9 protein-coding genes are annotated in these 13,886 nt (G+C 61.7%); 1 reads left to right on the top strand and 8 read right to left on the bottom strand.

Features of this window, described 5'->3' with window-relative positions; translation table 11 throughout:
- Positions 1-62: 62 nt before the first annotated feature.
- From PMI25_RS15115 to PMI25_RS15150, 8 genes are all read right to left on the bottom strand, one after another.
- Positions 63-1,592: a DHA2 family efflux MFS transporter permease subunit gene (locus tag PMI25_RS15115; RefSeq protein ID WP_007961985.1), complete on the bottom strand. Its 1,530-nt coding sequence runs from the start codon at positions 1,590-1,592 to the stop codon at positions 63-65.
- A gap of 167 nt (positions 1,593-1,759) precedes the next feature.
- A complete protein-coding gene (locus tag PMI25_RS15120; RefSeq protein WP_024164466.1) occupies positions 1,760-2,962 on the bottom strand; it encodes an HlyD family secretion protein in 1,203 nt (400 codons plus the stop codon).
- A 14-nt stretch (positions 2,963-2,976) separates the two neighbouring features.
- Positions 2,977-4,446 (bottom strand): efflux transporter outer membrane subunit, encoded by a 1,470-nt coding sequence (locus PMI25_RS15125; protein WP_024164467.1) that lies wholly within the window; start codon positions 4,444-4,446, stop codon positions 2,977-2,979.
- Positions 4,436-4,918, bottom strand: a complete 483-nt coding sequence (locus PMI25_RS15130; protein WP_007961084.1) for a MarR family winged helix-turn-helix transcriptional regulator — start codon at positions 4,916-4,918, stop codon at positions 4,436-4,438. The genes PMI25_RS15125 and PMI25_RS15130 overlap by 11 nt, the downstream gene beginning before the upstream one ends.
- A gap of 237 nt (positions 4,919-5,155) precedes the next feature.
- Positions 5,156-6,475: an HdeD family acid-resistance protein gene (locus PMI25_RS15135; protein WP_007961086.1), complete on the bottom strand. Its 1,320-nt coding sequence runs from the start codon at positions 6,473-6,475 to the stop codon at positions 5,156-5,158.
- A gap of 95 nt (positions 6,476-6,570) precedes the next feature.
- On the bottom strand, positions 6,571-10,245 hold the full coding sequence (locus PMI25_RS15140) for a translocation/assembly module TamB domain-containing protein (protein WP_007961089.1): 3,675 nt from the start codon (positions 10,243-10,245) through the stop codon (positions 6,571-6,573).
- Complete coding sequence (locus tag PMI25_RS15145) at positions 10,242-11,969, bottom strand: autotransporter assembly complex protein TamA (RefSeq protein WP_045122071.1); 1,728 nt, start codon at positions 11,967-11,969, stop codon at positions 10,242-10,244. The genes PMI25_RS15140 and PMI25_RS15145 overlap by 4 nt, the downstream gene beginning before the upstream one ends.
- A gap of 66 nt (positions 11,970-12,035) precedes the next feature.
- Positions 12,036-12,686, bottom strand: coding sequence for a GNAT family N-acetyltransferase (locus PMI25_RS15150; RefSeq protein WP_007961094.1), 651 nt, complete (start codon positions 12,684-12,686; stop codon positions 12,036-12,038).
- A 303-nt stretch (positions 12,687-12,989) separates the two neighbouring features.
- Here PMI25_RS15150 and xthA point away from each other — a divergent pair, with 303 nt between their 5' ends.
- Positions 12,990-13,802 carry an exodeoxyribonuclease III gene (xthA, locus tag PMI25_RS15155; protein ID WP_007961102.1) on the top strand — a complete coding sequence of 271 codons (813 nt, stop codon included), beginning with the start codon at positions 12,990-12,992 and terminating at the stop codon, positions 13,800-13,802.
- The last annotated feature ends 84 nt before the right edge of the window (positions 13,803-13,886 follow it).

The raw sequence follows: 13,886 nt of genomic DNA on the forward strand, positions 1-13,886 counted from the left end.
GATGTTGAATGTGATACCGATATCGCGAGCAGGCTCACTCCTACAGTTTGACCGCGTTCTGATCAATGACCGCTGGCCGCCGGACCGGCCTTCGCCGCAAACGGTGGCTTCGCCAGCCACACAATCAGAATCAGCCCCATGAAGCCCCAGCCCAATAACGTGAAGTAATCCACGGTGGAGAGCATGTACGCCTGGCTGGTGAGGATCTGATCCATCTGCGCATAAGCCGATTGGCTCGCGCCGCCTAGATGATTCAACGTCTCGCGTGTCGCCGGCTCATAAGTGCTGATGCTTTCGCTCATGTACGCATGGTGCTGATCGGCGCGGCGGATCCAGATCCATGTGGTCAGCGACGCGGCGAAGCTGCCGCCCAACGTCCGCAGGAAGGTCGCCAGACCTGCGCCGTCGGCGATCTGGCTTGGCGGCAGGTCCGACATCAGGATGCTCAGCGTCGGCATGAAGAACAGCGCCACGCCGATCCCCATGAACAGCTGCACCAGAGCGATGTGCTGGAAGTCCACCTCGTTGGTGAACTCGGCACGCATGAAGCAGCTGAGGCCAATCGCCAGAAACGCCAGCCCGGCCAGCAGCCGCAGGTCGAACTTGTTCGCATACTTGCCGACAAACGGCGACAGCAGCACCGGCAGAATCCCGATCGGCGCCACCGCCAGACCGGCCCAGGTCGCGGTGTAACCCATCTGGGTTTGCAGCCACTGCGGCAGGATCAGGTTGATGCCGAAGAAGCCGGCGTAACCCAATACCAGCACCAGCGTGCCGATGCGGAAGTTGCGATGGGCGAACAGGCGCAGGTTGACCACCGGATGCTGGTCGGTCATTTCCCAGATCACGAACACTGCCAGGGCGATCACCGAAATCGCCGCACCGATGATGATGAAGTTCGATTCGAACCAGTCCAGGTCATTGCCCTTGTCGAGGATCACCTGCAACGCGCCGACGCCGATGATCAGCGTGATCAGACCAACGTAATCCATCGGTTGGCGACTGGTTTCCACCGGGCGTTTGGCCAGTTGCGAACGCACCACCATCACCGCAAAGATGCCGATCGGTACGTTGATGAAGAAGATCCACGGCCAGCTGTAGCTGTCGGTGATCCAGCCACCAAGAATGGGCCCGGCAATCGGCGCCACCACCGTGACCATCGCCAGCAACGCCAGGGCCATTCCGCGCCTCGCGGGGGGATAGACCGCAATCAACAGGGTTTGCGTCATCGGGTACAGCGGCCCGGCGACCAGGCCTTGCAGCACGCGGAAGCCGATCAGTTCCGGCATCGACGTGGAGATACCGCAGAGAAACGAGGCCAGTACGAACAGAATGGTCGCCCAGAGAAACAGCTTCACCTCGCCGAAGCGCCGACTGAGCCAGCCAGTCAGCGGCAACGCGATGGCGTTGCTCACGGCAAACGAGGTGATCACCCAGGTGCCCTGCTCCGAACTCACCCCGAGGTTGCCGGAGATGGTCGGCAGCGCCACGTTGGCAATGGTGGTGTCGAGCACTTGCATGAACGTCGCCAGCGACAGGCCGATGGTGCTGAGCAACAGGCTGGGCGGCGTGAAAGAGGCGTTATTGCTCATTGTGAATCCTATGAAACCTGATTGACGCTATGGGAGCAGGCTGTTTTGTGGCGAGGGAGCTTGCTCCCGCTCGGCTGCGAAGCAGTCGCAAAGCTATTGGGGCCGCTTCGCGCCCCAGCGGGAGCAAGCTCCCTCGCCACAAAAGCCCGCACCTGAAGAGTGTGATCTCAGCGTTGCGCGGTCTTGCTCACCGCAGCGCTGTTGTCGTGGATCAGTTGCGCAATCATCGCGTCGGCTTCAGCCAGTTGGCGGTCGTAGACGTTGGTGCTGAACGAGGCCTTTTGCGGTGGTTGCTGGGCCAGCACCGGGCCGCTCTGGTCGTGCAGGTTGACTTCAACGTTGGTCGACAGACCGACCCGCAGCGGGTGCTTGGCCAGTTCTTCGGCGTTGATGTGAATCCGCACTGGCACACGCTGCACGATCTTGATCCAGTTACCGGTGGCGTTCTGCGCCGGCAACAGGGCGAACGCGCTGCCGGTACCGGCGCCGAGGCTGTCGACGGTGCCGCTGTATTTCACGCTGCTGCCATAGATGTCGGATTCGATGTCCACCGGTTGGCCGATGCGCATGTCACGCAGTTGGGTTTCCTTGAAGTTGGCGTCGATCCACAGCTGGTCCAGCGGAATCACCGCCATCAGCGCAGTACCCGGCTGTACGCGCTGACCGAGCTGCACGGTGCGTTTGGCGACGTAACCGGTGACTGGCGCAATCAGGGTGCTACGGGCATTGGTCAGGTACGCCTGACGCAGATCGGCAGCCGCCGACATCACGTCCGGGTGCGACGAAACCACGGTGTCGTCGACCAGCGCGCTGGTGGTTTTCAGTTGCTGCTTGGCGTTGGCCAGGGCGTTTTGCGCCGAGGTCAGATCGTCGCGAGCGTGGGACAGTTCTTCCTGGGAAATCGCCCCGCCAGCGGCGAGGTTTTTCCGCCGGTTGTAGTTGTCCTGCGCTTTCTGTACTTCGGCCTGTTGCGCGTTGACCTGGGCCTTCATGCCGTCAACGTTACTGTACAGGCCGCGCACCTGACGCACGGTACGCGCCAGTTTCGCCTGGGCACTTTGCAGGCCGACTTCGGCGTCGTTGGGGTCGAAGTTGACCAACACCTGACCTTCGTGAACCAAATCGCCGTCGTCAGCGCCAATGCTGACCACGGTGCCGGTCACCAGCGGGGTGATCTCAACGACGTTGCCGTTGACGTAGGCGTCGTCGGTGCTTTCGTTGAAGCGCCCGATGAATTCGTGATACGCCCAGACGCCGGCACCGGCGAGCAGGACCACGACGGCCAGCACCAGCAGCATGAATTTGCGCTTGCGCGGATTGCCGGTGTCGGGGGTGTTGGCTTGGGTTTGAGTGTTTTCGGCAGTGGCCATGACAAATACCTGAATTAGTTGTGCGACGTGGCTGGGGTGGCGTTGGCTGCGGTCAGGGTTTCACCCTGAAAGCCGCCGCCCAGCGCTTGCATCAGTTGAATCGACAGGTCGATCTGCTCGGCATTGAGGTTGGCCAGCTGACGCTGGGCCTGCAGCAATTGCTGCTCGATGCTGAGCACGTCCAGGTAGTTGCCGATGCCGGAACCGTAACGCTGGACGACGGTGTTGTAAGAATCCTGAGCAATCTCGGTGGCGTGTTGCTGCGCGCCGATCTGCCGGCCGATGTCACGTAACTGGTTGATCGTGTCGCTGACATCGCCCAGTGCCTTCACCAGGTTTTTGTTGTACTGCGCCACCGCCAGATCGTAATCGGCGTCGCGCGCATCGAGGTTGGCGCGCAGGCGCCCGCCGTCGAAGATCGGCACCGAAATGGTCGGGGCGATGCTGAAGAAACGGCTGGCCGACCCGAACATCGCGTCACCCAACAAGGATTCGGCACCGGCGGACGCCGTAAGGTTCAGGTTGGGATAAAAGCGGGTTTTCGCCGAGTCGATGTCTTTGCTCGCCGCCTCCACGCGCCAGCGCGCCGCGACCAGATCCGGACGCCGACCGAGCAGTTCCGCCGGCAGCACCGACGGCACCGCCACGGCGCTGGCTTGCAGGACTTTCGGCCGGGCGATTTCGTTGCCACGATCCGGGCCTTTGCCGAGCAGCACGGCCAGAGCGATTTTCGCGCTGTTCAAGCGTTTTTCGGCGTCGATCAGGCTGGCTTCGGAACTGGCCTCAAGGCTTTGGGTTTGCTGGAACTGGTACTGGCTGTCGATCCCGGCACTCAAGCGGCGCTGGCTCAGATCGAGCATCTGTTTGGTGCGTTTGAGATCGTCGTTGGCCAGGTCGTAAACGATGTGCGCCTGCCCCAGATCGCTGTAGGCCCGGGCCACGTCGGCGGCGAGGGTCAATTGCGCGGCCTGACGGTCGACTTCAGCGGCGCGGGCCTGACCGAGCGCGGCCTCCCAGGCATCACGCTGGCCGCCCCACAGGTCGAAGTTGTAATTGAACCCGGCGCTGACGTTGCGCACGGTGGCGTAGGCATCGCCCTGCCCGCGCGGGTCCTGATCCTTGGCCAGACGCGAACGGCTGATACCGGCGCTGGCGTCGAGGGTCGGATAACGTTCGGCATCGGCGGCATAGGCTGCGGCGCTGGCCTGATGCGCGCGCGCTTCGGCGATCTGCATGTCCGGGCTGTCGTGCAGCGCTTCGCGGATCAGCCCGTCGAGTTGCGGATCGCCGAGGCTGGTCCACCAGTCGCTTTTCGGCCACGCGGCCGGCGACAGGGTCACGCCGCTGAGGGACTGGCCGACTTTCAGGCTATTCGCGTCGAGATTTTTGCCTTGGGTATCGAGGCCGCTGTAATTGGCGCAACCGGCCAGAATCATCGCCGACATCACCAGAGTCAGGCTGCTGCGCAAGGTTTTACTGCTCATTGTGTTCACCTAAGCGCTGGATAGTGATCGGGTCACCGGCGGCCAGCAGGATTTTCTTGAGGATGTATTCCAGGGTCTTCAACTCGTCCGTGGTGACGGCGCCGGCCAGTTCATTCATGGCGTCGGCGCCGATGTGCGGCAGGCGATCGGCCAGTTGCTGGCCCTGCTCGGTGAGCTTGAGCTGCACCTGACGGCGATCACCTTCGCTGCGTTGGCGAGCCAGGAAACCTTTCTGCTCCAGACGATCGAGCATGCGCGTCATCGAACCGCTGTCGAGCGACAGGTGCCGGCACAGCTCGGCCGGGGTGTCGACGCCGTACTGGGCCATGATGATCAACACTTTGAACTGCGCGGCGGTGATGCCGTGGGGTTCCATGTGGGTGTCGATGATCCTGTCCTTGAGCAGTGCAGCACGGCCGAGCAACAGGCCGAGATGGCAATGTTTGAATCCGTCCGGGGTGAAATGCTTCATGTGCTCACCTAATAACTGCCTAGGCAGTGAATGTATGTCGAGATGTTACTGCCTAGGCAGCGAATGTCAACGTAATAGTTAGGTTGCTTTGTAATTAGTTGACCAGTGGACTGGGTTTTTGTGTTGCACAGGCGGACGTCTTCGCGAGCAAGCTCGCTCCCACAGGGATCTCATGCATACATGGATCAATGTGGGAGCGAGCTTGCTCGCGAAGGCAGCGACTCGGTGTAACGTCGGTCAGGATTTGTCGGAAGGATGCATGGATGGCGGCTGGAGGGGATGCACTTCGCGCCCGCGCAAGGCCGTGACTGCATAACCGCAGGCGCGTTTGATCACCGCAAACATGCTGTGCCAGCCCGGCGGCGCGGGCTCGATGGCGGCATGCAGCGCCCGGGCGTAGTCGAGCACCAGCCCGGGCGTCCAGGCCATGACTTCGGCGCGCTTGCGCACCTGCGCCGCGACCCAGAATTCGGGGCTGAAGATGATCCGGGCAAAATCGAACATGCTCGAGTGCCCGCGATTCATGGATCCTTCCAGAGCCGCCTCCAGGCTATGGGCCACGGCACTGGAACAGTTGCGGCTGGTGAGGTTGTAGGTGTCGTTCTGCCGATACGCCACCCAGAACGCCTGCAACCGCCGGGCATCGTAGTGGGCAAAACTGACCTGAACCGAAGACGGGCACCAGTCCGCCACCTCACCGGCATAGTCCGGCAAAAACCGCCCGGCGACATCGTTGTTCGGCGTCGCCCGCAGTAAACGCACGAAATCCCCCGCCGAGCGGTCGATGTCGTCCAGCGGGTAATGGCTGATGTAAATGTCCGGGCCACATTCCAGCGCCGCGTGGCCGGCGGAAATGACCCCATTGATATCAACCGCCGCGATGTAGCGATTGAGCAGGCGGTTGCGCACCAGGGTGTCATCCACAGTGCCGCTGGGGGTCCAGATGTGGATGACCAATGCGTCGCTGCTGGCCGGCGCACTGAGCGCAACAGGGTTTGTCAGCGGCGGCAGGTGCCTGAAGCGCACGGCTTGGCGCAACAACGCGCAGCCCGAGAGAAACAGGCTCATGCCGATGCAGAACGGCACCGTGCCCTTATACAGCGTCGGATACGGCTCAAGGATAAACACGCCAAAGCCGAGTTCGAACAACCCGGCCAGCAGCGACACTTGCCAGCCGACAAAACGTACCACCACCGCAGCCGCCAGCCTGAAGACCCCATCAACAATGAAAGCCCCGCCAAACAGCACCGCCAGAATCAGCCCGGCAGCATGTTGTCGATCAACGATCAGCAGCCCCAGCAAGAGAAACGCCAGACCTCGCGCTTTACGCAGGGCCGCAGCGGTCCCGGTTTGCGGGGCCGGCACCAGCAGCAGGATCAGCGCTTCGAGCAACAACAGATAGCCGAAGAGATGCAGCGGGAAATACAAAACGCCATCCAGCGCATCGATGAAGATCGCCACCCCGGCCGCGCCCCAGACAATGCCGGTCAGCGCCAGCGCGGACCAACGCTTGCGGACGAAGTCGTTACCGAGCAGGACCATACTCAAACGAACCATAGACGCAACCGGCAAGGCTTTCGGGGGTTCGGTGAGTCTAATACATCCTGAAAAAACCGGATCGCAGCGTCACGACCCGGCTATTGGCCACGTTCTCAGAAATCGCGCTTGTAGAAGATATCCAGCGAACTGGCGACACCGCTGGCGGCTTCGAGATAAACCTTCTTGCTCAGCTTGTAACGCAGCGCAATGGTGTTGGCCGGCTCAAACACACCGACGCCATAACGCAGACTGAGTTTCTCGGAGATATTGCCGCTGGCGACCACGCTGGTGGTGTTGCCGCTGCCCTGGGTGTCGAGCTGGAAGTCCTGAATCCCCAGATCTTTGGCCAAACCGCTGGTCACCCCGGAACTGCCCATCAGGCCCAGACCCAATGCTGCCTGGGCGAGCATGTTGTTGTCTTCGCCGTTGGTGCTCAGCGGTCGGCCCAGCACCAGATAGGACAACGCCTGCTCCTGGCTCATGGCCGGTTCGGAGAAGATCTGCGTGGTCGGTTGTTCGGCACTGCCGCTCAGGCGGATACCGGCGATCACATCGTCGGTCTGGCGGATCGCTTCGATGTCCAGATACGGCTGATCGATCGGGCCGGCAAACAGCAGCCGCGCCCGGCGTACGTTCAGGCGCTGGCCGTAGGCGCGGTAACGGCCGTCGTTGAGCCACAGCTCGCCACGGGTGTCCATGTTGTCGCCGATGTGCACGTGACCTTGCAGGTTGGCGGTCAGGCCGAACCCGGCGAAGCTCAGTTTGTCTTCGCCGACCACCACGTCGATGTCCATTTTCATCGCCAGCGGTGGTTTGCCCTCTTCGGTCTGCGCCCCGACGATGATCGTGTCGTCGGAAACCTTTACCGTTGACGGCGGCAGTTCACGCACGGTGATTTCGCCTCGCGGCACCTGCACCTTGCCGGCAATCTTCAGCTCATCGCCGGCCATGGAAATCTTCAGGTCTGGCGCCACTTCAAGCTTGGCGTACGGCTCGACGGTGACCGGCAATTGCGTGCCCTTGAGCGCCAGATCGACTATCAACGCCTGCCCCCACGCGACGTTGCCATTGAGACTGCCCTGCCCGGTCTTGCCGCTGTTCCAGCCGCCGTCCAGTCGCACCGATTCGCCGGCAATCACCGCTTGCAGCTGCAGGTTCTTGAGTTCCATTGGCAGTTCGGCGCCGGAGACTTCGCCGTCGCTGAGTTTCACCGTGCCGTTGACCAGCGGCGCCAGCAGCCCGCCGGAAATCGTGCCGCTGCCGTTCAGGCGCCCGATGAGTTTCTCGACCATCGGCACAAACGGCCGCGCCACCGACAGGTCCAGTCCGCTGAGACGGAACGAACCACTCAGCGGTTTGTTTTTCGGCAGCGGGTTGAGCTGCGCCTGCACCATCAACTCGCCGAGTTTGCCGCCGACGAAGTTGAGGTCGGTGTCGATGCGCTTCGGTGTGAGTTTGCTGGTGAGCTTCAGGGTCTGGTACGGGAAGTCCAGCCACTGATCCTTTTCCTTCATACGCAAGGTGCCGCCGCTGGCGTCGATGCTGACCACGCCGTTCGGGCCGCTGGCCGGCAAGTCCAGTTGCAGGTCGGCATTGAGTTTGCCCTGCCAGGCGAAGTCTTTCGGCAACCATTGCGCCAGACTTTCGATCGGGAACTGCTTGAGGTGGTAACGCAGTTTCGGCTCCGGCAGCAGACGCTGGTCTTCACCGCACAGGCTGGCGTTGCCGGACATCCAGCAATGCGCGCCGAAGTTGATCTTGCCGTCGGCCAGGCGTTCGAGTTTGGCCGGGCTCTGCAGTTTCCAGTCCTGGCCGCCGGCCTGAATGTCGCCACTGGCCAGACGGCCGCGCCAGTTGCCCTTGTCCAGATTGCCGTCCAGACCGAGGGCCAGTTTCAGCTTCGGCCCGAGCAGGTCGAGGTTGAGTTTCTGGCTCTTGATGTCGCCCTGGGCGCTGGCGGTTAACACACCGAGGTTGGTGTCGCCAGCCTGAATGCCGCTGCCTTTCAGATCAATCTTCGCCCGTTGCGCACTGTCGAGGGTCGCATCGAGGTTGAGGCTTTGCAGGCGATTGTCCTGGAATGCCAGTTGCGAACCTTGCAGATCAAGTTTGCCTTGCGGTGCTTTCAGCGTGCCGGCGACGTTGACCTGTCCCGTGACCTGCCCGCGCAGCTGCGGCCAGAGCTGGGCCAGACGCGTCAGTTTGATATCGATCTGGCCGGTGAGTTTCTGTTGCAGGCTGCCCTTGCCGCTGATGCTGTTATCGCCGAGGCGGATTTGCAGGGCGTTGAGATTCCATTGCTCACCGGCACCGTCAGCCTTGGCCTGGAGGACGGCCGGTTGCCCGCGCAGTTTGCCCTTGAGGTCGAGATCGGCGGTCAGGCTCAGGCGCTCGTTCTTCATTTCGCCTTTGCTGCGCAACGGCCCGGCCAAGGTGCCCGGCAACTCCGCAACCCAGTACGCCGGGTTCAGCGCAGAGAGATCCAGCGCAGTGTCCCAGGCAATGCCATCGGCGAACTGCACGTTGACATGACCTTCGGCCTTGCCCTGCCCGGCTTCCATTTTCAGTTGCGGCAGCGCGATTTGCTTCAGGCTGCCGCTGAACGGACTGCTCAGGCTGAACGCCCCCGCCGGGCCATCGAGGTCGGCGGCGAAGTTACCGAGGTACTGACCGTCGGTGTAGGAGACTTCGCCGGTGAAGGTGCGCAAGGCGACTTGCGGTTCGTCGATTTCGTTATACAGCCGATGCCACGGGAAATCCTGCCAGTTGACGTTGGCTTGCGCCGTGAGGCCCTTGCTCCAGTCGACACTGCCGGTGAGCTTGAGGCTTTGCTTGTCGTTGGCCGTCAGGTCGAGGCCGGCGATCTGCGCGCCGCTGGCATCGACCTTGCCTTTGAGCAGCAGCGCCACCGGGCCCTTATCGGCGGGCAGCGTGGCATTACCGTTGAGCTGGTAACCGTTTTTCAGATCGCCTTCGCCGGTCAACACCAATTGATTCAGTTGCAAAGTGTCCGGCAAGTCAGCGCTGGGTTTGAACGCCTCGGAGGTGATGCGCACCTTGGCCGGCAGGTTTTCTGCCAGCGGTTGCAGCTCGCCCGCCAACTGGCCGTCGAGGTAGCCGTGGCTGTCGGCGTGCAGATTGAGCGTTTTCAGCAGATCGCCGTCAACTTTGAGCGCCAGCGTCCAGGGGCCGGTGCCCGGTGACGGCAGGGTCAGATCGCCGGCAATGTTCAGCGGCCAGTTGCCGGTCGGTTGCAGCAGACCGGAGAGGTTCAGGCTGAGGTCGTCGCGTTGCAGTTTCACGCTGTCGATCTGCAGGCCCTGGGCCGTCCAGTGCGCCGCCAGTTGCAGGCCCTTGAGCTGCTCGCTGCCGTTGAACAGCAAGCTACCAACCTGCACGTCACCCAGCTCGATGCCTAGCGGCAATTGCAGATCCGGCAGTTTGATCGGGCCGCTGTCGGTGGTTTCCTCACTCGGCGGGAATTGCAGGATCACCTGATCCGCCTTGAGCTGTTCGATGCACAGGGTCATGCGGGTCAGGCACAGCGGCGACCAGGCAAAAATCGCCTTGTTCAGCTCGACCCGGCTGCTGTCCTGCTGCCACAGCAGATGATCGGCGCTCCATTGGCCGCCGAGACGACCCTGGAAATTCTCCACGCTCAAACCCGGCACCAGGCTCAGCGCCCAACGGCTGCCGGCCTGCGTCCCGAGTACCGCGCTGATGCTCAGTACAATCAACAGCACCAGCGCCAACAACGCCAGTGCCGTTATTTTCAAACCACGCTTCACAGCTCAGGCCCCATGGAAAAGTGCAGCCGGATGCCGCCGTCGTCGTCCAGCGCGTGGGCCAGGTCGAGGCGGATCGGCCCCACCGGCGAGACCCAGCGCACACCGATACCGACCCCGGTCTTGAGGTTCGGCAGTTCGAGTTTGTTGAAAGAGTTGCCCTGATCGACGAAGGTCGCGATCCGCCATTTCTCGGCAATCGAATATTGGTACTCGACGCTGCCGGCGACCATGTAGCGGCCACCGATGCGGTCGCCCTTGGAGTTTTCCGGGGACAGGCTCTGGTAGTCATAACCGCGCACGCTCTGATCGCCACCGGCGAAGAAGCGCAGCGACGGCGGCACCGAGTTGTAACCATTGGTGGCGCTGCCGCCGACCTGCACCCGACCGAGGAAGCGGTGGTTGTCGAACACCGTGGTCAGGCCTTTGATCAACGCCGTGCCATATAAAAGGTTGTTGTCCGAACCGAGGCCCTCCTTCGCCACTTTGCTTTCGAAGGTCAGGCGATAGCCGTTGTGCGGGTCGATGCGGTTGTCGCTTTTCAGGTACGAGTAACTGATGCCGGGCATCAGCAAGGTACTGAGGCCGGAGTCGTCGCCAAGTTCATATTCTTCGCGCTGCCATTTCAGCGAGATCACTCGCTGCCAGCCGCTGGGCAACTTGCTGTGCCATTCCGGGCCGAACGTCAACAGCTTGCTCAGGGTGTCGGAGCCGTCGATGTTTTCATATTGATAACCGCCGGCCCAACGCAATTTGTCGGTCAGCGGCGGGTCGAGCGGGATGTCATAGAACAGCCCGACGTTTTGCCGGGGTGCCGACAGTTCGGCTTCCCAGCCGTAGCTGTCGCCCTGCGGGTTGACCCAGTGGCGCGTCCAGTTGGCCTTGATCCGCGGGCCGACGTCGGTGGAGTAACCGAGGCCCAGGCCCATGGTGCGTGGCTTGCGCGTGTCGAGCTTGACGTCTACCGGAATCACGTCGTTTTTCGCTGCCGTCGGCGCCGCATCGACGCGCACGCCTTCGAAATAGCCGCTCGATTGCAGGTCGCGGTTGAGTTCGGCGATCAGCTCGGAGTCATACGGATCACCGGCCTTGAACGGCACCATGCGTTGCAGCAAATCTTCGTCGAACGGCGTATCGCCCTCGAAACTGACTTTGCCCAGCGCATAACGCGGGCCGCTTTCGTAGATCAATTCAACGTCGGCCACCCCGGCACGCGGATCGACCAGGAGTTTTTGGCTGGTGAAATGACCACTGAAGAAACCGAAGCGCGAGGCCTGGTTCTGGATCAGGCGTTTGGCGTCTTCATAACGCCCGTGGTTGAGCACCGCGCCGGACTTGAGCGTGTCACTGCTCGGCACACGAAAGGATTTGAGGGAGGCGGCTGGGCCGTCGACGCGGATGGTCACATTGCGCAGGCGAATCGGCTCGCCGGGATCGATGTTCAGCACCAGGCGCGGCTTTTCGCCGCCCTTCACGTCACTGTCAATCTGCGGCTGGTAATAACCCAAGGCCTGCGCGGCTTTGCGCGCCTGCTCTTCGGCCCCGCGACTGAAGCGCAGCAAGGCTTGTTCGTCACGGTCGCCGAGGCTGCCGATATAACCTTCTATATTGGCCTTGAGTTCGTCGTTGGACGGTTTGATCCGCACGTCCAATTCACTTTGCGCCAGCGCCGCGCAGCTGGTTAACAGCATGAGCACGCCACTGGTAAATCTTCCTGGAAACTTCATAGGCGCGGATGCTATCACGGGCTTGGGAGCGTGATAGAACAGGAAATTTCCGAAGAAGTTCGATCGCTATGCTGTTGCAGTTTGTAACACCTGCGGATTGGCGTGGAAAAACACATGTTCGCGCACCGGGCCGACGGCCACTTCGCCGATCTCTTCGTAGCCCTGGCGTTTATAGAATTCCAGGTAACGCGGGTTGCCGGTGTCGAGCACCACGCCTTGCGAGGTTTCGTCCACCGCGCACCAGTTGTGCACAGCGGTCAGCAACTGCTCACCGAAGTGTTTGCCCTGAAACTGCGGATGAATCCCCAGCAGCGGCAGCATGTGCACCGAATCACTGGGCACGCAGGCGGCCACGGCATCGTGGTATTCCAGATAGCGCCGGGTGCAGCGAAATCCGGTGCTGAGCACCATGCGCAGACGCCAGGCCCAACTCTCGGTGATGCCCAGGCGACGCTGCGGCGGCGCGATCAGGGCGATGCCGATCAGCCGGTCGTTGACCAACAGGCCGATGGCCGGCTGATCCTGCAGAAAATGCTGTTTGACCAGTTCACGCACCGTGGCCCGCACGCGCTGCTCGTAGCCCGGCCGCTCGGCCTCGAACAGGTAACCGAAGGTCGGCTCGTGGCGATAGGCCTGATACAGCAGCGAGCGGGCTTCGCGCGAGTAACCGCGGTCGAGCATGTGGATGTCGGCGATGGCGGTCTGGGTTTCAGGCATAACGGTGATTCTCCCCCGGGGCGCGGCTCAAATGACTGCGCTCTTGATGGTACGAACCTTTTGGCGGTGGCGCAGTTCCCCACAGGTATAGACCAACTCGGGATCTTCATCGACTGGGCGGGCCTCTTCGCGAGCAAGCTCGCTCCCACATTTAAAATGCATACCCCTGTGGGAGCGAGCTTGCTCGCGAAGAGGCCCGCCCGGGCAACCCACATCCCACAGATGAAAATGATTTCTCCCACCCCACACTGGCCCCCATCCCACATGTCAGCTAGCATCGCCCTTTTGCCAGGACTGCCGACCATGAAGATTGTTTCCTTCAACATCAACGGACTTCGCGCCCGTCCGCATCAGCTGGCAGCGCTGATCGAAAAGCATCAGCCGGACGTGATCGGCCTGCAGGAAACCAAGGTCCACGATGACCAGTTCCCGCTCGAAGAAGTGCGTGCGCTGGGCTATCACGTTTATTTCCACGGCCAGAAAGGTCATTACGGCGTCGCCCTGCTCTCGCGCAATGAACCGATCGCCATTCACAAAGGCTTCGCCAGCGATGAAGAAGACGCCCAGCGCCGCTTTATCTGGGGCACCTTCGCCGACGCCAATGGCGTGCCGGTGACCATCATGAACGGCTACTTCCCACAGGGCGAAAGCCGCGACCACCCGACCAAATTCCCGGCCAAGCAACGCTTTTACAGCGACCTGCAAACCCTGCTGGAAAGCCAGTTCCACAACGAACAGCCGCTGGTGGTGATGGGCGATGTGAACATTTCCCCGGAAGACTGCGACATCGGCATCGGCCCGGACAACATGAAGCGCTGGTTGAAAACCGGCAAATGCAGCTTCCTGCCGGAAGAACGCGAGTGGATGGCCCGCCTGAAAAACTGGGGCCTGACCGACAGCTATCGCCACCTGAACCCGGACGTGACCGACATGTTCAGTTGGTTCGACTACCGCAGCCGTGGGTTTGAAGACGAACCGAAACGCGGTCTGCGGATCGATGTGATCCTGGCGTCCCATGGTTTGCTGCCGCGGGTGAAGGATGCGGGCGTGGACTATGAGCTGCGCGGGATGGAAAAACCTTCGGATCATGCGCCGATCTGGCTTGAGCTGGCCTGATCTAAAAATCGCCTGAAATCCCCCTGTGGGAGCGAGCTTGCTCGCGAAAGCGGTGTCTCAGTCACCAGAAATGTTTCTGATACA

Source organism: Pseudomonas sp. GM30, assembly GCF_000282275.2.
In the GTDB taxonomy this organism is placed as follows: domain Bacteria; phylum Pseudomonadota; class Gammaproteobacteria; order Pseudomonadales; family Pseudomonadaceae; genus Aquipseudomonas.